This window comes from Stomatobaculum sp., from assembly GCF_057248925.1.
The window spans coordinates 22,751-45,460 of sequence record NZ_DBHIHF010000009.1 but is presented as its reverse complement, the minus strand read 5'-3'; the positions used below and the strand labels follow the sequence as shown (position 1 = coordinate 45,460).

Annotated in this window: 21 protein-coding genes and 1 pseudogene; 3 read left to right on the top strand and 19 right to left on the bottom strand. The window is 53.5% G+C overall.

The features are described from left to right. A partial coding sequence (rsfS, locus tag ACO4XG_RS04495; protein WP_485129660.1) for a ribosome silencing factor occupies positions 1 to 262 on the top strand: 262 nt, incomplete at its 5' end. 53 nt (positions 263 to 315) lie between these two features. Beyond that, entirely contained in the window at positions 316 to 1,674 is a 1,359-nt protein-coding gene (locus ACO4XG_RS04490) for an NCS2 family permease (RefSeq protein ID WP_308508285.1), read from the top strand. 135 nt (positions 1,675 to 1,809) lie between these two features. Here ACO4XG_RS04490 and lexA read toward each other — a convergent pair whose 3' ends face one another. Beyond that, complete coding sequence (gene lexA, locus ACO4XG_RS04485) at positions 1,810 to 2,424, bottom strand: transcriptional repressor LexA (protein WP_308508286.1); 615 nt, start codon at positions 2,422 to 2,424, stop codon at positions 1,810 to 1,812. A 171-nt stretch (positions 2,425 to 2,595) separates the two neighbouring features. On the opposite strand from lexA, the gene ACO4XG_RS04480 reads away from it, so the two are divergent. Then, the gene (locus tag ACO4XG_RS04480) at positions 2,596 to 2,979 is read left to right on the top strand and encodes a hypothetical protein (protein ID WP_308508287.1); all 384 of its coding nucleotides are present in this window, start codon (positions 2,596 to 2,598) and stop codon (positions 2,977 to 2,979) included. Between the two features lie 2 nt (positions 2,980 to 2,981). Here the strand turns inward: ACO4XG_RS04480 and ACO4XG_RS04475 are convergent, their stop codons facing one another. From ACO4XG_RS04475 to radC, 18 genes and pseudogenes are all read right to left on the bottom strand, one after another. Further along, positions 2,982 to 4,055 (bottom strand): tyrosine-type recombinase/integrase, encoded by a 1,074-nt coding sequence (locus tag ACO4XG_RS04475; RefSeq protein WP_308508288.1) that lies wholly within the window; start codon positions 4,053 to 4,055, stop codon positions 2,982 to 2,984. Positions 4,056 to 4,931: 876 nt separating this feature from the next. Further along, complete coding sequence (locus tag ACO4XG_RS04470; protein ID WP_308508289.1) at positions 4,932 to 5,996, bottom strand: NAD(P)H-dependent flavin oxidoreductase; 1,065 nt, start codon at positions 5,994 to 5,996, stop codon at positions 4,932 to 4,934. 499 nt (positions 5,997 to 6,495) lie between these two features. Further along, positions 6,496 to 8,391 carry an LCP family protein gene (locus tag ACO4XG_RS04465; protein ID WP_308508290.1) on the bottom strand — a complete coding sequence of 632 codons (1,896 nt, stop codon included), beginning with the start codon at positions 8,389 to 8,391 and terminating at the stop codon, positions 6,496 to 6,498. Next, complete coding sequence (locus ACO4XG_RS04460) at positions 8,378 to 9,025, bottom strand: cytidylate kinase-like family protein (protein WP_009532142.1); 648 nt, start codon at positions 9,023 to 9,025, stop codon at positions 8,378 to 8,380. The genes ACO4XG_RS04465 and ACO4XG_RS04460 overlap by 14 nt, the downstream gene beginning before the upstream one ends. Positions 9,026 to 9,104: 79 nt before the next feature. Beyond that, complete coding sequence (locus ACO4XG_RS04455; RefSeq protein ID WP_308508291.1) at positions 9,105 to 10,019, bottom strand: RluA family pseudouridine synthase; 915 nt, start codon at positions 10,017 to 10,019, stop codon at positions 9,105 to 9,107. A gap of 12 nt (positions 10,020 to 10,031) precedes the next feature. Next, entirely contained in the window at positions 10,032 to 10,565 is a 534-nt protein-coding gene (lspA, locus tag ACO4XG_RS04450) for a signal peptidase II (protein ID WP_485129659.1), read from the bottom strand. Then, positions 10,562 to 11,323: a YlmH/Sll1252 family protein gene (locus ACO4XG_RS04445; RefSeq protein ID WP_308508293.1), complete on the bottom strand. Its 762-nt coding sequence runs from the start codon at positions 11,321 to 11,323 to the stop codon at positions 10,562 to 10,564. The genes lspA and ACO4XG_RS04445 overlap by 4 nt, the downstream gene beginning before the upstream one ends. Further along, positions 11,323 to 11,892: a cell division protein SepF gene (gene sepF, locus ACO4XG_RS04440; RefSeq protein WP_308508294.1), complete on the bottom strand. Its 570-nt coding sequence runs from the start codon at positions 11,890 to 11,892 to the stop codon at positions 11,323 to 11,325. The genes ACO4XG_RS04445 and sepF overlap by 1 nt, the downstream gene beginning before the upstream one ends. After that, the gene (locus ACO4XG_RS04435) at positions 11,889 to 12,590 is read right to left on the bottom strand and encodes a YggS family pyridoxal phosphate-dependent enzyme (protein ID WP_308508295.1); all 702 of its coding nucleotides are present in this window, start codon (positions 12,588 to 12,590) and stop codon (positions 11,889 to 11,891) included. The genes sepF and ACO4XG_RS04435 overlap by 4 nt, the downstream gene beginning before the upstream one ends. Before the next feature lie 10 nt (positions 12,591 to 12,600). After that, the gene (locus ACO4XG_RS04430) at positions 12,601 to 13,995 is read right to left on the bottom strand and encodes a biotin/lipoyl attachment domain-containing protein (protein ID WP_308508296.1); all 1,395 of its coding nucleotides are present in this window, start codon (positions 13,993 to 13,995) and stop codon (positions 12,601 to 12,603) included. 88 nt (positions 13,996 to 14,083) lie between these two features. Continuing rightward, positions 14,084 to 14,503: a twitching motility protein PilT gene (locus ACO4XG_RS04425; protein ID WP_308508297.1), complete on the bottom strand. Its 420-nt coding sequence runs from the start codon at positions 14,501 to 14,503 to the stop codon at positions 14,084 to 14,086. Between the two features lie 59 nt (positions 14,504 to 14,562). After that, positions 14,563 to 15,621, bottom strand: a complete 1,059-nt coding sequence (locus ACO4XG_RS04420) for a D-alanyl-D-alanine carboxypeptidase family protein (RefSeq protein WP_308508298.1) — start codon at positions 15,619 to 15,621, stop codon at positions 14,563 to 14,565. Beyond that, positions 15,593 to 15,991: a methylglyoxal synthase gene (gene mgsA, locus ACO4XG_RS04415; protein ID WP_009532151.1), complete on the bottom strand. Its 399-nt coding sequence runs from the start codon at positions 15,989 to 15,991 to the stop codon at positions 15,593 to 15,595. The genes ACO4XG_RS04420 and mgsA overlap by 29 nt, the downstream gene beginning before the upstream one ends. A 34-nt stretch (positions 15,992 to 16,025) precedes the next feature. After that, entirely contained in the window at positions 16,026 to 17,195 is a 1,170-nt protein-coding gene (locus tag ACO4XG_RS04410; RefSeq protein WP_009532152.1) for an FtsW/RodA/SpoVE family cell cycle protein, read from the bottom strand. Positions 17,196 to 17,278: 83 nt separating this feature from the next. Next, positions 17,279 to 20,170 (bottom strand): penicillin-binding transpeptidase domain-containing protein, encoded by a 2,892-nt coding sequence (locus ACO4XG_RS04405; RefSeq protein WP_308508299.1) that lies wholly within the window; start codon positions 20,168 to 20,170, stop codon positions 17,279 to 17,281. A 10-nt stretch (positions 20,171 to 20,180) separates the two neighbouring features. Beyond that, a complete protein-coding gene (gene mreD / locus ACO4XG_RS04400; RefSeq protein WP_009532154.1) occupies positions 20,181 to 20,693 on the bottom strand; it encodes a rod shape-determining protein MreD in 513 nt (170 codons plus the stop codon). A gap of 499 nt (positions 20,694 to 21,192) precedes the next feature. Beyond that, positions 21,193 to 22,011, bottom strand: a pseudogene (gene mreC / locus ACO4XG_RS04395) (rod shape-determining protein MreC); the annotation flags it as partial. After that, on the bottom strand, positions 22,008 to 22,700 hold the full coding sequence (radC, locus tag ACO4XG_RS04390) for a RadC family protein (RefSeq protein WP_009532156.1): 693 nt from the start codon (positions 22,698 to 22,700) through the stop codon (positions 22,008 to 22,010). The pseudogene mreC and the gene radC, both read right to left, overlap by 4 nt. Positions 22,701 to 22,710: the final 10 nt, after the last annotated feature.

Sequence of the window (22,710 nt, the reverse complement as noted above, 5' to 3'; positions counted from 1 at the left end):
TGACTATTTCATGCTTGTCAGCGGCACCAACCAGAAGCAGACGCAGGCCATTGCCGATGAAATCGAGGAGAAGCTTGCAAAGCATGAGGTGTTTCCGCGCCAGAAGGAGGGATATTCCGGCGGCACCTGGATTCTTCTCGATTACCAGGACGTTGTGATTCACATCTTCAACGGTGAAGATCGTCGCTTCTATAATCTGGAGCGCATCTGGGCAGACGGCATCACCGTGGATCCGAAGACATTCCGCATTTCTGAGGAGTAACGAGGGAAAGATTACATAATTTAATTCTGTAAATGAATAGGGGGAGCTTGCATATGGAACAGTTTTTTCACCTGAAAGAAAACCGCACGACTGTGCGGACAGAAGTGATCGCAGGTATCACAACCTTCATGACCATGGCCTATATCCTCGCCGTAAACCCGAATCTGCTGGGAAAAACCGGCATGGACAGCGGTTCTGTTTTCACGGCGACCGCACTCGCTTCGGCCATTGCATCCTTCGCAATGGCTTTGCTCGCGAATCTGCCCTTTGCACTGTCAGCCGGTATGGGATTGAACGCCTACTTTACCTATACAGTCTGCATGGGCATGGGGTACAGCTGGGAAGTTGCGCTTGCCGCCGTCTGCGTGGAAGGCCTCATCTTTATTGTCCTCTCGCTGACCAATGTGCGTGAAGCCATCTTCAATGCAATCCCAGGCGAGCTGAAACTTGCGGTCTCGGTCGGCATCGGTCTTTTCATCACATTCATCGGTCTTCAGAATGCCCACATTGTGGTCGACGGCGCGACGCTGGTCACTCTGTTTTCCTTCAAGGGTTCGGTCACAAGCGGCACATTTTCCTCGGAGGGTATCACCGTGCTGCTCGCACTGATCGGCATGCTGATTACTGCGCTTCTCGTCATCAAAAATGTGAAGGGCAACATTCTCCTCGGAATTCTGATTACCTGGGGCCTCGGGATTCTCTGCCAGCTGTTCGGTCTCTATGTGCCGAATCCCGACGCCGGCTTTTACAGTCTGATTCCGTCTTCTCTCATTGCAATGCCCGCATCGGTGACGCCGACTCTGTTTAAGATGGATTTCAGTGACCTTTTGTCGCTGAACTTTGTGGTCGTTGTGTTTTCCTTCCTCTTTGTCGATATCTTTGATACGCTCGGCACCCTGATCGGTTGTGCTTCGAAGGCAGATATGCTCGACAAAAACGGCAAGCTGCCGCGCATCAAGGGCGCGCTGCTCGCAGATGCAATCGGAACTACGGTCGGCGCTGTACTCGGTACTTCGACCATTACCACCTTCGTGGAATCCTCCTCCGGCATCGCAGAGGGCGGGCGCACGGGACTCACCTCGATTGTCGTAGGTTTCCTGTTCCTGCTGAGCCTCTTTTTCTCACCGATATTCCTCGCGATTCCTTCCTTTGCAACGGCTCCCGCGCTGATTATCGTCGGCTTCTTCATGATGCAGCAGGTCAGCAAAATTGATTGGAGCAATATGCTGACTGCCATTCCTTCGTTTATCTGCATCTTTGCAATGCCGTTCGCATACTCGATTTCCGAAGGCATCGCATTCGGCATCATCAGCTACACCGTACTGCACCTCGCAGCCGGTAAGGGTAAAAAGGTCACGGTGCTCATGTATGTGCTGAGTTTCATTTTCATCCTGAAATATATTTTCCTGTAAGACAGGAGATACCTGTCTGCTGCCTAACCTGTTTTCCGGGCCGCAAAATTTTCGCTCCAAAAAAACGGATGCCATCCTGCATCATGCAGGATGGCATCCGTTTTTGACTTTATAGCAGACAGCCGACACTTGTTGTCAGAGATTCCGGTAGAGCGCCACAACCTTGCCGAGTACTGTGACATCTTTGACGATAATCGGTTCCATCGCGTCATTCTCCGGCTGCAGGCGATAATGGCCGTTCTCCTTGTAGAAGCGCTTGACAGTCGCCCCGTCTTCGACAAGCGCCACAACGATTTCACCGTTTCGCGCTGTGGACTGGCGCGCGACAATGACCAGATCCCCGTTCAGAATTCCGACCTTGACCATAGAATTTCCCTGTACCTTCAGTATGAAGGTCTCCTGGTTCGGAAGATTCTCTGCGGGAATGGGGAAGTAGTCGCTGATATTCTGTTCCGCAAAAATGGGGAGTCCCGCCGCAACACTTCCGAGGATTGGCACATTGACGACCTCACGACGCGACAAATTAAAGGCCTCATCCACAATTTCAATGGTGCGAGGCTTTGCCGGATCGCGGCGAATGTAGCCTGCCTCCTCCAGAGCCCCGAGGTGCGCATGTACCGACGAGGTGGAGCGAAGCTTCACGGCACTGCAAATTTCGCGCACGGATGGCGGATAGCCCTTCTGCAAAATACAATCCTTGATGAATTCAAGAATTTCTCTCTGTTTCTCTGATATGGTATCACGGCTCATAACTTTTCCTCCGAGACTTCCAGCTTTCTCGTTAAAAGTGTAGCACGAAGCGCCCCAAAAAGCAAACGATTGTTCGCGAAATTTTGTTCGCTTTTTTGCTTGCCGAACTTCCGTTCGCGTGGTAAGATGCAAACAGATGTTCAAGAACAAAGTTTCGAAGGAGGATAACCCATGCGACAGGCAAACAATAATAGGAATCACCGGGTATCAGAACTGCAGAGGAGCTATGGTCACCGTGTGCGTCCGCGCAGACAGAACAAACGCGGCCTGCTCGGCTTCCTGCTTCCTTTTATCCTTCTGCTCGCCTTTTTTGCAGGTCGCGCCTCCGTGGCACGCGCCGGAGAACTCCCCGATCACAGCGAAGCATATCGCTACCGCGCGGTTAAAATTCAGGTAGGAGATAAGCTGGACGATTTCGCGACACGCTATAACCGAGGACTGTATCGCTCCGATGATTCCTATCTGGAGGAGTTGTGCCGCGTCAATCACATTGACCGGAATACCCGTCTGTATCCGGGCTGCTTTCTGACCGTCCTCGAAGCAGTGGAAGAGTAAGTTTACTCTTCCTCGCGCAGCCGCACCTTATTGCGTGCGCTGCGCCGGTGATCTTCCTGAATCGCCGCATAGTGCTTTTTGGTGGTATTGACATCGCTGTGCCCCAGAACATCGGCAACCAGATAAATGTCTCCGGTTTCGCGGTACAGCGTTGTGCCGTAGGTACTGCGCAATTTATGCGGCGTGATATGCTTGAGAGGTGCTGCGGCAAGCGCATATTTTTTGACCAGTTTTTCGACGCTTCGCACAGAGAGCCGCTTTTGCTGCAATGACAGGAAGAGCGCCTGCTCCTGAAACCCCTCTGTGAGCAAGGCTTCCCGTTCCTCCATGAAGTTTAGCAGTGCCTCCTCAACTTCATCTCCGAAATAGACAATCTGTTCCTTGCCGCCTTTCCGGTGTACCCGGATTCCGTCATTTTTAAAATCCACATCATTGAGATTCAAGCCGACACACTCGGAGACACGAATGCCTGTGCCAAGCAAGAGTGTGATCAGCGCCAAATCCCGAAGCTTGGTTTTTTCATGGTAGCGACGCTGGCGTTCGCTCAGCTTTTCTCCGGATTCGATCTGATCCAGCAGCTCCGCAATTTCGTCGACATCGAGACGGATAATTTCTTTTTCGTGCAGCTTTGGCAGGAGCACACGGTCTGCCGGATTGCTCTCAATCATTTCTTTTTGATAGAGATATTTATAGAAACTGCGCAGGGAGGAGAGTTTCCGCTTGATACCCGTTTCCTGGTTCAATTTGCCTTCCCCTTGCTCTGTGGGTCTATACTTCAAATACTCCATATATTCCTCGAGATCGGTCGCACGGAGCTTTTCCAGAAGAGAAAGCGGAATTTCCTTGGCTGTGCCACAGCGGGCAGCCACAGGATTTTCGCGCATCAGATATTGAAAGAATACGCGCAAATCATAGGCATACGCAATTCGTGTGCGGGATTGTGTTCTCGGTTCAATGCCGCGGAGATACGTTCTGCAGTAGTCCGGAAGCTCTGCGAGCAATTCCCGAAGATGTAAAATATTCGCGCGGTCAAGTTCCGCAAAATAGTTGTTATTTTTTTGTGTTGTGTCAGCCATACGAAAACCTCCGAAATGCCTCAATTTTCCCGTTCAGCAATAGTATACGACATAACTATTCGTTAAACAAGCATTTCGCGAACAGTTATAGTGCGGAGTTTTACTGCTCTCAAGACCCGTTTTTGTTCCCGCCTCACGATTTCATGTGCCGATTGAACAGTCATCTCAAGTTGCAACGATTTCTCTTCTGAATTCATTCATATCACCGGACTGCCTGCCGCATTTTAATTTTTAATGCTGAATTGCTCATCTGGCCTAAGAACCCATGGCTGGATTCTCGTTATGTCAGCTCTTGTGCATTGACTCATTTATCCTTTCATTTTCGGATGTATCTGCGCCGCACAGCCATCCCATGGCCTAAGGACCTATGGCTGGATTCTCGTTATGTCAGTTCATGTGCATCAACTTATTCTTTCTTTTCTGTATGTATATCTGCGTCGCAAGGCTATCCCTATGACTCAAGGCTGCGTCAGCTGCTTATCCTTTCATTCTCCGTATGTATTGTTGCCACGAAGCGATTCCATGATCCAAGGACCTGTCAGGCTGAATTTCCGTCATTTCCTTATTTTAATATTGTACAGCTGGAAAGCTTGGTCAATCGGTTCATCTGTCATCCGGATGTAACTCCCATTTATTTTATGTAAGTGTTACGATTACAAAAAATCTTCCATCACATTTTCATTCAAATCCGCTTGCCCGTAACAGGCAGCTTATCAATGGATTGCTTTGCAACCGCCCATAAGGTTACATAATATTATTTCGTAAACTTGTGATATCCCTACGAATTTGCGTGTCTCACGACAGATAAAAACAAAGTCCGGATTTTCTCCGGACTCCGCAGCTAGTATCTCTGATTTTATAAATGTACGGGGTTCTTCAATACCCAAGTTCTTTAATCAGAGCGGGCACTGTGGTCATTTTCTTCATTCTGCCGACATTCTCGCCGGTAAAGAAAAGTCCTGTCTCCAGATTGCCTTTGACCGCCTCAATCAATGCATGCGTAATACAAAACGGCACCTGTGCGGGATTGCATTTCTTGATGCAACGAGAGCAGTGGACCGGAGGAATGCGGCCCGCGAGGCTTAGCTTCTTTAACAGCGGGGTCTGCACAGCGCGTCCCGGCATACCGACCGGACTGTGGATGATAGAGACATCTTCCCGATTTGCGCCGAGCAGCACATCCTTATAGGCCTGAGAGGCATCACATTCCTCGGTCGCAATAAAGCGGGTTGCCATCTGCACGCCGGCAGCCCCCTGTTCCGTGAGTGTCTGTATGTCCTCCCGATTCCAGACACCGCCTGCACAGAAGACCGGGATATTGCGTTTTGCCGCATCGACAAAGGGACGAATATTCTCCAGCACATCTTTCAGAATGGCCGCGAGAGAGGGGGCTTCACCGGCCAGCAATTCATCCTCCTTGAATCCGAGATGGCCGCCGGCCTTGGCGCCCTCAACGACGATGAAATCCGGAAAGCGATTGTACTTCTTCATCCAAGACTGCAGAATCAGCTTTGCCGCACGCCCGCCCGACACAATGGGCGCAATCAGTGCGCTGCCTTCCGGCACCAACTCCGGCAACTGCAAGGGTAAACCGGCACCCGAGATTACCGCATCGATGCCCGAAGCGACTGCCGTCCGGATGGCCTCGGCAAATTGCTGCGTGGCGACCATCGCATTGATGGCGAGCAGACCGCGTCCGCCTGAGATGTCCCGTGCATCCGAGATTTCCTGCCGCAGCGCGCGGAGATTTGCCTCTTCCGGGTTCTTATAAAAATCAGGCTCGCGATAGCCGCAGTCAGCTGTGCTGATACAGCCCATGGCACCGCAGGCCGCCACACTTCCCGCGAGACGCTCCAGCGATACACCGACCCCCATGCCGCCTTGAAGCAGCGGAATTTCCAGTTCTCTATGGTTGACAGACAAGTGAAGTTCTTCCGACATGGCTGACCTCCTCAATAGCAGTAGCGTGCTTAGACAATATCAAAATTCCAATTCCGGCGATTCACCGAAACCGACTCTATCCTAAGTCATTTTTAGAGTTAGGTCAACCAGTATTTAAAACTAGATGCGATTGACGCAGGCTGTTACAACGGCAAGCCGCCGGTCGGCTGATTATATTAGCGCATATTGATGCATTGAATTCATTTTTAGTGCATACTCATTAATTCTGTATATATTTATATTCTATGCATTGCTTTTCTCTTCCGCTCACTTCCACACTCTCCCGCCGTCCGATGACTTTTTCCTGTGAGCTTCCCCTCTCATGCTCTCCCTTTTACCGGGCGTTCATGAACTCTGCCGGACTCTCCCGCGAAACCGTACCCGCCATATCGAAATCTCTTCTGCCTTTCAGCGGGAAAACGGAGTTGGTATTGAAAAATCCCCCTCTGCCGGAATTACCGGAAAAGGGGGATTGATACCGTCAAAACGGTCTTGCAATTTAGTTGGCCGGCAAACCTGCGCCGGGCCCGACAAGCTCGGTATCGGCAGCGGTTGTCGCACTGTGCTTGTTTTCCTGGACACCGGATCCCGGACCGCGCTCGGCCTCACTGTTCTCACTGTCATTGGAATTGTTTTTGCCGCCGTTCGGTTGCACGCGGCCGCTGCGGCTCTCCGCTGTCTCAACAGCCGTAGCGGTCGTGCTCTCCGTGCGACGCTTTTTGCGGCTCTCGGTCTCGGCAGCTGTTGTCGTCTCCGCAGCGGTCGTTTCCGTCAAGGCAGTCTCTGTTGCGGCACTTTCTGCCGCGCTGCTGCTCTGCTTGTTGCTTTTCTTCTCTTCGCGCGCAGTCTCGACTTCCGTGTTTTTCTTTGTCTTCTCTTTGACCGGCCCGGTGTTGCCGACGGCACCCGGTTTGTCTGTCTGAATATCGACCTTTTCGCCTTTGCCTTTCATACCGGTCCGCTTAACGATGTAAGCGCTCACCTCTTTCACAGAGGCGCTCGGCTGATAGTCTTCCTGCTGATACAGGAACTGGTGCAGGCTCACAACATTGCTCTCAAGCGTAATCGGCACCACACAGTCCTTTTTCTCAACCCAGGCTGTGTCGCGCTCAAACGGAAAGCCGGAGCTCTCCGCGATATGGTACTTCTTGATATCCTTCGCGTAAGCCAGAACATCATCGATTCCCATGCTGGTCTTGGTCTCCGGCAACACGGAAGTCACAAGCTCCATGCGCTTTGCCGTATCGGCCGCGTGAATTTTATCCATCAGAAGTGACACGACCTTGCGCTGGCGCTCGGTGCGGTTGTAGTCGCTGTCCATAAGGCGGAGTCTCGCATAAGCAACAGCCTGTACACCATCCAGATGATTCATCCCTGCGTGCGTGAGCTGCACCGATCCGACTCCCGTGGACTTCACCGTCTCCGTGATGAAGGAATTGATATATTTGAATTCCGCGGGTGTAACCTCAAGATCCACCCCGCCCATAATGTTCACGGCATCGACCACAGCCTTCCAGTTGAAGGTCACATAGTCATCCGGCTGAATGTCGAGATTATAACGCATCATCCAGAGGGACTGCTCGGGCCCGCCCTGAAAATAGGCTTCATTGAATTTATGGTGCTTACCCTTTTTATCAATCTGTACAAAGGTATCTCGGAAAATGCTGCAGATACGGATATCCCCTGTCTCTTTATTGAGGCTCACCAGCATGTTGACATCGGAGAGCGCACCTTTTCCGAGGTTACCGTTCCGGGAGTCCACGCCAAACACCGCGACTGTATAGAAGCCGGTCTCGTGCGTCTTCTGACCGAGCAAGAGTGTCTTGCCTCCCCAAACAACCAGAAAAGCACAGAGGAGGCCGATCAGGACCAGAAGAGGATTTCTTTTTTTTCGCTTGACGGTCGCGGCTTTACTTTCCTTTGCCTGCCGCCGCGGTCGGCGTGCCGTTTTCCCCGCCATCTCTTCCTCCTCGTGGTGCGCTTCACGCACCCCTTCTCTTTCTGCGAATCTTCCCGCCGGAATCTCTTCCGGCGCTTCTTCGACTTCCTCCTCCGCTGCTTCCTGCGCTTCCGCTGACTGCTGTTCCGCCTGTCTGCGGGAAGCCGCCTCCTGTCTTCGCATGTTTTCAAGAACGCGTCTTAATCTGCGTTTCTCCTGCTCCTCCGCAGAAAACTGCGGCTTCTCGAAAGCGCTCTCGGCTTTCTCTGTCACAGGCTCCCCAATTTCTCTTTCCGTTTCTCGGTCCGTTCGCTTTGCGGTCTCCCTGTGAACAGGAAGAGACGCGGCGTCCTCCACCGCGTCTTTCTTCTCCGTTCTATGTTGGTTTCGAAGTGATTTGAGACGAGCGAGCTCCTTCAGATATTGCTCGCGCTCGTTCTTGTCATCTGTTGCCATTCCGGAATTCCTCTTCCCTCTTTAAGCTGTCAAGAATCAGCTGTACCGCACCTTCCAGGCCGAACTTGCTGCTGTTGATGCAGAGATCATAGCTCTTGGAATCGCCCCAGCGCTTGTTGGAGTAATAGTTGTAATAGCTGGAGCGCCGCTTATCGGTCTTTAACATAATCTCACGCGCCTTGTCGCGGCTGATGTTGCCGCCCTGGTAACTCTGTACACGTGTGATTTTATCCTCCTCCGCTGCGGAGATAAATACCGAGAGTACGCCAGGCATGCCGTCCAACGCATAGTCGGCGCAGCGACCTACAATCACACAGCTCTCCTGCTGCGCGAGGTTTCGAATGGTATCGAACTGTGCGAGGAAAATCTTCTGATTAATCGGCATATCCACATAGGGCGAGGAGGAATAGCCGAGAGAATAGGTATCCATGACCAGGGAATAGAGAAAGCTGTTCGTCGGCTTCTCGTCGTTTGACTCCAGCAATTCTCGGCAGAGACCACTCTCTTTTGCGGCGCGATCCAAAAGTTCTTTGTCATAGCACTTAACGCCGAGTTTTGCGGCGAGCATCTCTCCGATTTTATGACCACCACTTCCGGTCTCACGTCCCAAGGTGATGATTCTCTTTGTCTCCATAAGGCACCTCCCACAGAAATGCTAAAAATACGGGTTTCTCTGTTCTTCTATTGTAACATTTTGCAGTGAAAAGGTAAATCTATGCTTTTTGTCGAAACTTGTCGAGCAGTGCTTCAAAATAGGTCGGGAGCGGCGCCGTGAACTCCAGATAGCGGCCGTCCGCCGGATGACGGAAGCCAAGCACCGCCGCATGCAGACATTGCCCCTCCAGATGATAAGGGTTTTTCCCGCTACCGTAGACCGTGTCGCCGAGCAACGGATGGCCGAGCGAGGCCAGATGTGCTCGAATCTGATGTGTCCGTCCGGTCTCCAGACGACACTCGAGATACGTTGCCGATGCAAAGCGCTCCAGCACCCTGTAGTGGGTGACCGCATGCTTGCCGCCGATGATACCGCTTTTCATGCGTTTCCGGTTCTCCGGGTCACGCCCGAGCGGTGCGTCCACAGTTCCTTCCTCTTCCTGCATCCTGCCCTGTGCCAGTGCGAGATAACGGCGCGTAATGCTGTGCGCCTTCAGTTGTTCGGCAATGCACTGATGCGCCCTGTCATTTTTGCAGGCAATCATCACACCTGTCGTGTCCTTATCGATGCGGTGTACAATCCCCGGCCGAAGAATCCCGTTGATGCCCGACAAGCTGTCTTTACAGTGGTACAGGAGGGCATTGACCAGTGTTCCGCCGGTATGCCCGGCTGCCGGGTGAACCACCATACCCTTGGGCTTGTTGATTACGATGACATCCTTGTCTTCATAAAGAATGTCGAGCGGAATATTCTCCGGAAGCACCTCTGTCGCCTCGGGTTCCGGCAAAGTGACCGAGAGGCGTTCTCCCGCTGTCAATGGATAGCTCGCCTTGCGCGGCTTGCCGTCGACCAGAACGCCTCCCTCCTTAATCAACTTCTGAGCATGTGCGCGTGTCAGCTCCGGAAAGAGCAGGGAGACCGCTATGTCCAGTCGCTTATTCGCAAGTTCTTCCTGAATAATGAGCTCCTCCAAACCTGTCTCCTTTTATTTTAAGAATGAAAATTCTTCCTCTTTATAATAAAAACAAAATAACAGAATAAAGACGGCAGCTGCACAGGTCACAAAAATATCCGCGACATTAAACACCGGAAAAGAGATCGGAATAAATGAGAAAAAATCGACAACGGAGCCGCGCATGACACGGTCACATAGATTCCCCAGTGCCCCGCCGATTAAAAACGCCATATTAATGACTAACGGTATATATCGTTTCTTTGCCGGCAAGCGATAAAGCACATAAACGACAAAAAGACAAATTGCCGCCGTAATACCATAAAAGAAAATCATCTGTCCCTGCAACATGCCAAAGGCCGCACCGTGATTTTCGATCCGAATCAGCTCGACCAGTCCCGGCAGAAAAGGTCTTGCGGTTTCAAGCGGCAAGTGTTGCAGCGCAAGGCGCTTGGTCCACTGATCCAGCAGAACACAGAGCCCAACAATCACGGCAAACAGCAGCGACATCCTCGCCTTGGAGCAAGCGGTTTCGGTTTTCTCTGTCATAGTAAAATCCTCTCTCAAACGAAATATGCGATGTCCACATACAGGCGCCCACTCCGCGTGGTGCGCGGCTCTGCGTCGCAGAGCCTGAACTTCCCCTTGCCGCGAAGACTCATAACATCTCCGGCCCGCAGAAGCTCGGCCGGATTACTGAGCTCCGTGCCGTTTCGCAGCACCTTTCCCGTCGAAAACGCTTCTTTGGCCCGCGTGCGGGATAAATTCCAGACTGCGGCGACCAGAACATCGGCGCGGAGCGAAGCCGCATTGACGCTGCGAACTTCGGTGCGACGCACGGCACTGAGCGCCTCCCGCGGTATTTCCCGCACTTCGATGCGGGTATGCCGCACTTCCGTCAATTCGCGCTTTATGAGCGCTTTGACGGCAGGCAGCGCGACCAGTTGCGCCTTGTTTTCCGTTACCGTAATATCCCCGAGCATCTCCCGCCGTATGCCAAGTCCCATCAACGCGCCGAGAAAATCGCGATGGCTGAGCGGCTCCGCAAACTTCGGTGCACGCGGTGCAAGCTCCAGACAAATCAGCTCGTCCTCCGGCGGTTCTTCGAGATAGGACGGCAAAAAAAAGAGCACCTTTCTCTCAGCGTCACAAAAAACGCCGTCGGAAATCACACGGATTCCGGCGACGTTCGGTAAACATTGCGCTGCGAAACGTTGCTCTTCCACAGTCAGAAAATAGCTGTGCGTCGGCACATTCCGATCCTCGCACTGCCGGGACAAATCCAGCAGGCGATTGCGAAACAACTGCAACTCTCTCTCGTTCATCAGACAGACTTAGAGCGCGGCATCTGCGCCACCTGGCTCTCGACATCTTCGAAATCACCGGAGAGCTCCACATTCTTCGGCACCAGGATATAGATGGACTGCGATACATTGTCGATATGGCCGTTGACGCCGCCGGCAAGTCCGATTGCAAATGAAACGAAACTCTGCTCCTCTTCACAGTTCTCGAGGTTGAGAATGATGGTGCGCCCTTCATCGCGAAGCATCTGAATGGCCTTATGCATCTCATCATCCTCAAAACTCTTGGGCGTCATCAGCGAGATGTTGAGATTCGAGCGTCCTGTGACCGGTGTGATGTTGCCGCTCTGCATCTTTCCGCTCTTCAACTTTGTAGTGCCTGTCGCTTTTCTGCTCTTGTTACCCGATGCGGACACATAGTCCTCATCATACGGATACTCATCGTCACCAGTGTAAAACTGTGTCGTGCCACCAAAGAAATTGACTTCCTCGTCCTCGTCCTCGACTATCTCATCCGGATCTTTCTGCCCTTCCGGCCCTTCCGGACCTCCCGGCCCAAATATGACACCTTTTAACCAGTCTATCGCACTCATTGTCCGTCCTCCCCTAAATTCCGCGCGCCAAACAGCCCTGTCCCCACCCGAATCATGGTGGCGCCTTCTTCAATCGCAACGCTGTAATCTCCTGTCATACCCATAGACAAGATATCCATACTGATATTATCCAGTGTATTCCATCTTGTGTCAATCGATATTTCTTTCAATTTCCGAAAGACGGCGCGATTATCTTCTTGATTAATTGTGAAGGGTGCAACTGTCATGAGGCCGCGAATTTTGAGATTTTTATACTGACAAAGCCGATTCAGGAGTCCCCAGAGTTCTTCGGGTAAAAAGCCGAATTTACTTTCCTCTTCCGCGACGTTTACCTCGAGCAGACCTTCCACGGTAATCCGCTGTTTCATGGCCTCAAAATCCACCGCATCGAGAAGTTTCAGAGAATCCAGCGAGTGAATTAATACCGTCTTGGAGAGCACTTGCCGAACCTTGTTAGTCTGCAGATGTCCGATCAGATGCCAGCGGATATCTTCCGGCAGCTGCGGCTCTTTGCCGAGCATTTCTTTCACCTTGTTCTCGCCGAAATCGCGCAGTCCGAGCGCATAGGCCTCTTCGATTGCGGAGACCGGCTGGGTCTTGCTCACGGCAATCAGTCTGACGCTCTCGCGCGAGCGCCCCGCCCGCGCACAGGCGCTCTGAATATTGCTCTCGATTTCTTCTAAATGCTGACGCAGCATAGGTACCTCCTCAATAAACCATCTCGCCCTCTCGCCCTTCGCTTCCGTTCAGCAGAATGCGGTCATAGGGGTTGATGCTGCCGCTGATACCGCGGTGTACAATGGCATATTCATCATTCTCTTCGATAATCTCGACCTTGCGGAATACCGCAACGCCGCCGGTTACGCTGTAGACGCCCGGCAATTCTCCGGTGTCTCCGACCTGAACCTTCTGGTCTCTGGCGTCGTTGATGAGCCAGTCGCCTTCCTTCAGCGACGCGTTCTCATCCATACTGACATAGAAATATGTATCATCGCGGTGGACAACCGTGACCGGCACATCGACCGCCTGCTCTTCTCCGTTCTCCATCTGCAGGCGATGCACCACATTGCCGTTGTTTGCGCCCCCGCGTGTCAGGTAGAGCAGCGGAATCGCATAATACTTCTTCTTGGTGAGCGCGGTCTTTTGGATTTTCAGGCCGTCTTTTCTTCCCTCGACAATGCGAAATTTTACAAAGCGATCTTCCAGAAACTGAATCATGTAGCGTTGAAACGTCAAGACACCGTAGCGCTGATTGGCATCTTCATCCTTCCCGGTAATTTCACGGTAGTCTCCGCTCATGCTGATATTGCTGCCCATGAAACTGACCCGGAGGCTCTTCGTATTTTCGCGGCTCTCCTTTTTATCGAGCGGAAAGACGACTTTCCACTCCTCGGAAGGTACAATCCGATAGACAGGATCACCCGCGTTCACAAAGGTCTTTTTGCTGTCGGCCGCCGCGGAAGTCGTATCCTGATCGAAGAGCGCCGCGGTGATATTGTCCTCCGTCACGGTACTGTAATTGTCCAGACGAAAGGAGACAACACCCGAGAGCGGCGAAGTGACATCCGTCAGTTCGATTCCCTGCTTCTTCATCTCCTCGTCCAGATTGCCGAGAAGACTCAGCGATGCATAGGATGAGAGCAGAGACTGAATGCTGTTCTCCGCCGTATAGTTCTGCGCGTACTGGTCGCGGTCATAGCTTTTCCGGTAGGCAGAGAGCCGATTCTTAATCTCATGGATATTGTCGGCGCCGAGCGGTGCATTGCCGCCTAAATTGCCTGCGAGCTGCGGCGTCACATCGGTTGCGGAGAGCGCATAAATGCGATTGCCGACGGCGGCGCGCTTCCCCTCCTGCAGATAGTAAATCGGATAGCCGCCGCGCGGCGCTGTCTCAATCTGCTCATCACGCAGTATGATGCCGGTATAGTAGTGATTGCTCACAATCTCGCCCGGCTCAACGGTTGTGACGCGCGGACGTTTTCGCATGACAGGGGTACAGATGGTATATAGAAGATAAACGACTGCGGCAATCAACAGAATATATTCCGGGCGAAGTACGGAATTCGTCTTCTGCTCATTGTCCGCTTTTTTTTGATTCGCCAAAACGACCTCCGCTTGCGCTGAAAATGCCTGTACACAAGGACGGACAGCCCGGAAAGGGCTGTCCGTAAATTCTCTTTGCGCCTATCGGTCAGAGCGCGACGACAACGTCTTTCTTCGCATTCTCCGGAAGATCGGCCGCATCCATCGAAACACTGAGCACGAAGTTCACATTGTACTTCTCACCGATCTTTTCCAGTGTGTCAACGACCGGGGTGATATCGCCGCCCTCTAAGTTCGCAAGCTTCAAGAAGCTGTCGAGGAACATGGTCTCCAAATCGTGATCCTGCGAAATGATGCCGGAGACAAAACCGGTGAAGCCGTCGCTGCTCATAATCTCGTAGTCATTCACATTGATCAAACGAATTTTATTGCTGAGCTCATACATGTGCTTTGCACTCTTGTCAAGGTAGACGACCGTACCCTTCGCATTCTTGACAGCCTCATTTGCCATCTCAAGAAGTCGCTTGGTCTTTCCTTTTCCCTTGACGCCCACAATAATCTGAACCATGTGTCTACCTCCTTGGTTTCTGTCTGTTATCGTAATTATACGTTAGCACCGAAAAAAGTTCAATGCACTTGTGCGCTTTTTTGCAATAAGAGGCTGGTGTCCTGATAAAGCACATCGTGATTCGGCGATTTTAAAACGACCGAATAATACTGCTTTCCGGACTCCGACGCCGTGAGTTGCGCGAGGCAGGCTCCCGCCGCCAGTGTGGTTCCGGTCTTGGCCGCGACCACGGAAAAGCCCTCGGGGAGCTTCGCCTTGCCCACCAGGTAGTAATTGGTGTTAAACCACTTTTTCTGCACCGGCTGCCCGGCCGCGTCCACATAATCGGCTGTGTAGAGCTTCTGACTCGCCAGTTTCTGAAACTCCGGGTACTTCATCGCCTCGTGGAGTATCAGATACAGGTCATAGGGCGTCGTATAGTGATCGGGATCGGTTAAACCGTGCGAATTGGTGAAATGCGTCCCGGTTGCACCGAGTTCTTTTGCGCGCGCATTCATCTTCTCGACAAAGGCCTCTTCACTGCCGGCCACCTGTTTTGCAATCATATTGGCCGCGTCGGCGCCGGAGCGAACCATGAGACAATAGAGTACCTGCTCTGCCGTGAGCTTGTCTCCCTGCTGGAAGCCGCCCATGCTGGCGCCCGGTTCCGAGACGACAATCTCCGGACCGGCCGTCCACACATCGTCCATGTGGATGTCGCTGTCTTCGAGTGCGAGGAGACAGGTCATAATCTTTGTGGTCGAGGCCGGATTCATGCGTGTATAGGCATTGCGCGAGAGCAGTGCTTTTTCATTGGTCCCGTCAATCAGAAGCACACCTTCGGCGCGGACATCGCCGAGCAAGTCGGTGCCGCTGTCGGCCTCCGGAACCGCGAGATCCGCCGCAAACGGTTTCAGCGCCGAGGCCTGCGCCGTACTCTGTAAGAGTGCGCTGCCGCGCGTATTCGGCGCATAGCGATTCGAGAGCAGGGAGCCGAACTCCCGATAGGCGAGCGCCGCACACAGCAGAGCGAGCAAAAGGAAGAGGCGGATGAGCGGCAGGCCGCGCCTTTTGCGTCGCCTGCTACTCCGCCGCCGTCTCGACGCGTAGTCAGCGCCGGTAGTAATTTCGGAATTCAAAATCGCCACGCTCCATGGATTTAATCAACAGCTCTGCTGTCGCAAGATTGGTTGCGACCGGAATATTATGAACATCGCAGAGCCTAAGGACATTGCTGACATTGGGCTCGTGCGGTTTCGGCTGCAGCGGGTCGCGAAGAAAAATCACGAGATCCAGGTCATTGTCCTCAATCTGTGCGCCGAGCTGTTGCTCACCACCCAGGTGTCCGGCGAGATACTTGTGAACCGTGAGGTTGGTGACCTCTTCAACGAGGCGTCCCGTTGTCCCGGTTGCAAACAGCGTGTGCTTCGCAAGTATTCCTCGGTAAGCGACACAAAAGTTCTGCATCAACTTCTTTTTTGCATCATGTGCAATCAATCCGATATTCATACTGCTCATTCCTCATTCTTTCTTTGAAAGGTGCTCAGCGGTATTGCCCTCCGAACCCAACTCTGCCACGCGGCATATCATCCTCCCGGTAGATATCCCGCCGTTGTAGCCCGACATTCAGTACCAGTCCGATCTGCACATAAAAGGCGAGCAGTGAACTGACACCATAGCTGATAAAAGGAAGCGTAAGCCCCGTATTGGGGAAGATACCCGTTGCCACAGCAATATTGCTGAACCCCTGAAAGGCAATGAGTGTGCCGACACCGGTGCAGAGAATACGTCCTTCCATGTCGCGCGCTTTACCGGCGAGATAATAGCACTCATAGACCAGAATCGCATAGAGCAATAACACGAGCAGACAACCCACAAAACCCATTTCTTCTCCGATCACGGCAAAAATGAAATCGGTCTGTTCCTCGGAGAGGAAATTACCGCTCTTCACGGAAGCGAGCGTGTTGTTGTTCAAGCCCTTGCCGAAGAGCTGCCCGGATCCGATTGCCATGATGGAGTTGTCCTGCTGCCAGTTCGCATCCGCATACTGTGCCGGGTACAGAAAGGCCAGAATGCGGCGCACCTGATACTCCTTCAGGAAAGGCACCATGCCTCGCTTCAGCAAAAAGACGGTGCTGACGGCAAAGGGCACGGCGACCAGCAGCGCAAGGCCGATCCAGCGGTAACTGATACCCGCCGCAAACAGCATGGCGGCAATACTGACTGCCACGACGATGGTTGTCGAGAGATCCGGCTCCGAGCTGATGAGTCCGATCGGAATCATCGCAAAGGCCGCAAACAACAGCAAAAATCGTGGCTGATTGATACTCTCGTAGTTTTTGCCGAGTAGCCAGGAAAAGAACATCGCAACACCGATTTTTGCAAACTCCGACGGTTGCACCTGTCCCAGTGCCGGCAGGACAATCCACCGCTTTGCACCGTTGACACTCTTACCGAAGAAGCGAACCATGAGGAGCAGGATTGCGCAGAGCACAAAAACCGGCACCGCATAGCGCAGCAACTTCTGATACGGAACAAAGCAGAGCAACGCGATGACCGCGATGCCCAGGACCATTCCGGCCGCCTGTCGCCCGACATAGCTCATGTTCTGGTTTGTCGCACTGTTAATCGCCAAAATGCCAATGACATTCAGCGCACAAACTGCAAAAAGCAAGCGGAAGGAAAATACCCGCAAAAAACGTTTTACATCCATTCCGCGCGAGCCTCCTCAAATTCTAACGGAAAAGCCGGAATATTTCCAGTATTTTTATCTAAAATGTCGAAATTTTTCAATCTTTAATCCTCGATATTGGCATCACTGACACGTTGCGCACCCGCATTCAGGATTTCGTCTACATTGGTATAGCCAAAGCAGAGGCGGTATACATCCTTTGCGACGGAAGCGGCATTCGCCGAGGTGTAACCGTAGGGAATATTGACCGTGACCGCGAGCTTCGGACTCTCATAGGGGCCGAACGAGATGAAGAACGCGTGGTTGGCTCTCGTTTTCGACTCCTGTGCCGTACCTGTCTTACCGGCGATATTCACCTCGAAGCCCTTGAAAATACGGCTTGCGGAACCCGACTCGACCACGCCGCGAATACCCTGCTGTACGGCATCCCAGTTCTCCGGTTTGACTTCCATGGTGCGGATGACATTCGGATCATAGCTCCGGATTGCCTCGCCCTGCCAGTCGGTCACACGGTCGAGCACCGAGAGATCAAAGACTGTGCCGCGGTTTGCGAGCGCCGTGACATAACGCGAGAGTTGCACATTGGCGAACGAGTTGGTACCCTGACCGATGGCCGACCGCTCCGGGCTCTGGTCGGAAATCATGGGGTCGTTCTCGATAATTTCGACGCCGGACTTCTGGTCCAGACCGAACATGGTCGCGTATTTATTGAGACGCGCAATGCCGAGCGCGGGGTCGTACTCACCCTGCGGGTTCGTCGCGAGGCGATGTCCGAGGTCCGCAAAGAAGACGTTACAGGAATTCCGGATACCGGCAACGATGTTCTGGACGCCGTGGCGACCCGGATAAATCCAGCAGCGCAGCGGCGGCGTAATCGCATCGTAAATACCCGTACAGTTGACGGTGTCATTCAGTCCGACGACATTTTCCTCGAGTGCGGCAATCGCGGTAATCGGCTTAAAGGTAGAACCCGGCGCCTTTCTGGCCTGTGTCGCATTGTTATAGAGCGGCAGAGATTCATCCTTGACCAGCCGGTTATAGTATTTCGCATCCATCGTATTCGTGAGGCGATTGTTATCATAGCCGGGATACGACACCAGCGCTTTTACCTTGCCCGTCGTCACATCGGTCACGACACAGCCGGCCGTACAGGGATCGAGCGCGAGTTGCGCCGGTGTGATTTTGAGCTCCGAGACCAGACGGACAAAAAAGCTGTAGGCATAGGCCGGACCGCCGGCAGCGAGCTCCGCCTGGGCCGCGGGATCCGGTTCCAGCACACCCTGGTCATAGAGCGCGAGGCAGAGTTCCCTGCCGCCGACCAGATTATTCCGTATCATGTACTGGCAGAGCAGCTTTTCAAAGTCCGGATCGGTCTTCAGCGACTCGAGCGAAGAATTGACGAGCGCCTCATACACCTCTTCCGCTCCCGCGTACTTTTTAATGCCTTTGATTGCGGTGGTATTGACCCAGCCGTCCTTGATGCCATCCTGCAGGAACTCGCGCAGCGAGATGGAATCCGCCTTCCAGCGCGCATAGTAGTCCTTGTTGCTGTCTATCTTCTCCTTGGAGATGACACCGCTGTCCGCGGCAGTCAGACTCGTGTACATGAAATAGAGAAAGGCGCGCTGATCGTTCGGAAGCTCCGCCATGTTGAGCGGCGATGCGTTCATGAGTTGCTCCCGCATCGCGGCGAGCGAACTCTCGCTGTACGCACTGAGACGCTCCGCAATGTAGCGCTCTGTCTCGCTCGCGGAATCCCCCTTCATGTGATCCAGCGAAAGTACATTGTTCCCGATTAGCTGATAATAGGCGTCTTTGACCGGAATGAGGCGCGCGGTCGAGTCCGTCGTCTCCGTGTTCGGATTGTCCTCATTGACCAGTTTTGCCGCGACAATACCTGCGAGGTGCTGCTCCAGCTGGTGGTAGATGCCGACCTGCAGATCGCGGTCAATCGAGAGGTAGACATCGTTGCCGGCGACGGGCTCCGTCTCGCTCTCGACTTCCATCACATGGCCCACATTGTCGACATACATGGTGCGGGATCCCTTTTTGCCGTGCAAATCCTGCTCCATGTACTCTTCGATGCCCGTGCGGCCTATGGTATCGCTGAGCGTATAGTCCGGATTCTTTTCGCGCAGTTCCTTTAGCTGCTCGTCCGGCATCTTGCCGACATAGCCGATCAGCGAAGAAAACGGCACCGCGTCGTTATAGACGCGCTCGGTCGTCTGCTCACAGTTGACGCCGAGCAGTTTCGCCTGGTTCTCGAGGATATCGACTCTCGTCTCATCCTTGACGTGCGTCACCACCGTTGTGCTCTCATAGCTTCGATAGGCCGTGAGACCTATGGTGTAGCGGATATTCACGAGTTCCAGTTTCTCCAGATTGCTGAGCGTGACCGGTTTGCCCTCCTCATCGGTCAGAAGGTTCAGTTTGTAGCTCAGGAAGCGCTTGTTCAAAAGTTCTTCGGCTGAAATTTCGGACGGATACTTGCCCCCGTCCCCCGTCAGTTCGCTCACACGCTTTAAACCGTAAAAGTCACGGAGAAAGCGTTTCCGCGCCTCCTCATTGACACTCGTGTAGTAGAACTCATTGTTCTCATTCAGCCCGATTTCGAGACGGCCCGTCACGGTCTCACCGTGCGCATTCAGAATCTGAATCAGACGATAATACATCTGATTCCGCTGCAGGGCCTTCCGGTACTCGCCGCTGTCTTTGATGGTCACATTGTACGAAAGGCGGTTATAGGCGAGCAGCTTGCCGTTCGCATCGAAGATATTGCCGCGCGTCGCGGGAATCGCGACAGTCTTCTCCGTCTTTTGCAGATAGTTTTTCTGATAGGACTCTCCATTGATAATCTGCAAATGATAGAGCCGGAAGATCATGATGCAGAGCAGGCCCATGTAGCCGAAGCCGAGCAGAACAAGGCGCGAGGCCTTGAAGTTCTGCTGCAGCCGCTCAAAACGATCCCGCAAAAATTCCAGAAAATCTCTCAGCACTGATTTCTCCTCAGGTCGTTGCTCTTCTCTGATCCAGGAACTCCAACTTCCGGTTGTACCAGAGGAAGAAGCGGTAGATGATCAGCGTAAACAACAGTGAAATGATAATCTCGGGGAAGATGATGGTCCGAAAGTAAAACGGAAAATCAAGCTTGCCGCGAATTACAAAACGGAAGACATAAATATAAAGATTATACAGAAACTCATTGACGGTACAGAGCAGGAGCGGCAGGGTGATATAGCTCTCATAGTAATACTTCGAGAGCGAGCCGTTTAAAAACCCGATCCAGACAAAGAAAAGCGTGAAAAAGCCGAACGCACCGGAATGGAACAGATCCACCAACAGTCCCGCCGCGAGCCCGTAGAACATGCCTGCCCGCTGCCCGTAGATAAAGGCATAGGCAAAGGTAAAGATCAAAATCAGATTGGGCGTCGCCGAGAGAAAGGGAATGAACGGAAAAATACAACTCTGCAGCGCAAAAGCCGCAATCAGCACAAGGAGGTTTAAAAGTGTGCGTTTCATCCTACCCTCCTCACGGATTTTTCGGCAGACTCTCTACGGTCTGCGCCGGCTCGGTTTGCGCGGCCTGAGTTTCGGGCGGCTGTGTGGCCTGGGTCTCCCGGCGCGGCGCTTCGGTCTCCTGCCGCCTTCTCTCCGTCGAAGCCTCGGTCTCTCGCCGACGGGTCTCGCGCGCTTCGGTCTGCCGCTCGGTCTGCCGTCTGGCAGCCGTCGTCTCGCGCTGCATAGCTGCGGTGGTCCTGGCGGCTGCCGTCGTGCTGCGCGCCGTAGTCTCTGCGGCGGCTGTGCTCGTCTCGGGTGCCGCGGTACTGCTCTCTGCCGCGCTGCTCTCTATGGCACTGCTCTCCGCGGCAGCGCTCTCTGCCGTACTCTCCCCGGCAGTCGTATCCGCTTCCGAGGCGCCGCTCTCCTCCGAAGCTATCGTCTCCGGCGCAGTCAGACTGTCCGCATCCGGCAAGGTGGTGCGCGGCGTCTCAAAGGAGCCGTCCTCCCGCATCTCCGACTTCAAATCGAGTACGACCAGCACATCCTGAATGGTCTCGAAATCGGCGACCGGTACCAGGGTGCCGCTCCGGGTCAGACGATCCGGGTCTGTCTTCAGGTCGCCGACATAGCCGATCAGAATGCCCGGCAGGAATTTGGAACTCACGGTGCTCGTCACAATCGCATCGCCGTCCTTGATATCCGCCGTATCGGTGATATCGCTGAGTTTCAACTTGCCCGAGGCATAAAGCTGCAGGCTGCCCGAGACAATGCAGGTGTCGTTTGACTGTATCGCCATGGCGCTGACGCGGCTCACATCGTCAATGATGGAGCGCACCGTCGCGTAGTTGTCGCCGACATCCGTCACAATGCCGATGAGTCCGCCGTCTCCGACCACGTTCATGTCAGGCTTGATGCCGTCGCGCGCGCCCTTGTCAATGCGGAACACATGGAACCAGTTGCCGGTGTCCTTTGCTATGACGCGGGCCCCCGTCATGCGGTACTGCCCGTAGGTCTGATTCAGCTCATAGAGCGCGCGCAGACGGCGCAGCTCATAGCTGTCGCTCTGCAGGCGCGTATTCTCCATCGTGAGAGAAGCGACCTGCTTGCGGAGGGCCTCGTTGTCCGAGAGTGCCGTCCGCATCCGTTCCTGGTTCTTGAAATTCGTATAGACCGCGCTGCCCACGCGGTTCACACCGGTCTGCACCGGCATGAGCAGGTAGCCGACCGCTGTCCGGAGCGGACGCAACTGCTCGTTTTTGATTGTCGTAAGTCCTATCATGCCGACGCAGGATACGCTGAGCACAATGAGAACCAGGCGGTTATTCGATATTTTCACAATAGACCCCACTCCTTAAAACTGTAGTAGGCATTATCTCCGATGACAATATGGTCTTCCAGCGGAATGCCGATGAGACGCGCCGCTTCCTGTATTTCGGCAGTGACTTTCTGATCGTCCTTGCTCGGGCGCGGATCACCGCTCGGATGGTTGTGAATCAGAATCATACGAACGGCGCGTGCGCGGAGCGCCGCAATCATGAGCTCCCGCACGGATACCACCGAGGAATCGACCGAGCCGCGACTTAACAGACGGTCACAGATCAGCCGCAATTTGGTGTCGAGAAAGGCGGCATGGAGCTCCTCCTGTTCGAGATGGCGGAGGGCCTCCATGTAGTAACGCGCGCAAATCGAAGGGTCGGCGAACGCGGCAGTCAGATTCTTCGCCGCTTCCCGCCGCCAGATGCGCTTCGAGAGTTCACCGATTGCGACGAGCTGCAAAGCCTTTGCCTCGCCGACGCCGCGAATCCGCATATAGTCCTGCATGCTGTTGTGCAGGAGTCCCAGCAAGCCCTCGCGGCGTGGCTCTAAATCAAGCACCAGAGCCGAGAGTTCCGTGACATCCTGTCCGCTGCAGCCGCTGCGGAGCAGCAGTGCCAAAAGCTCCTGGTCATCCAGGCTCGCAATGCCGAGACGCCGCGCCTTCTCCGCAGGTCTTTCCTCCGGCAGAATATCTCTCAACTTTCTCATTTGTTTTCCT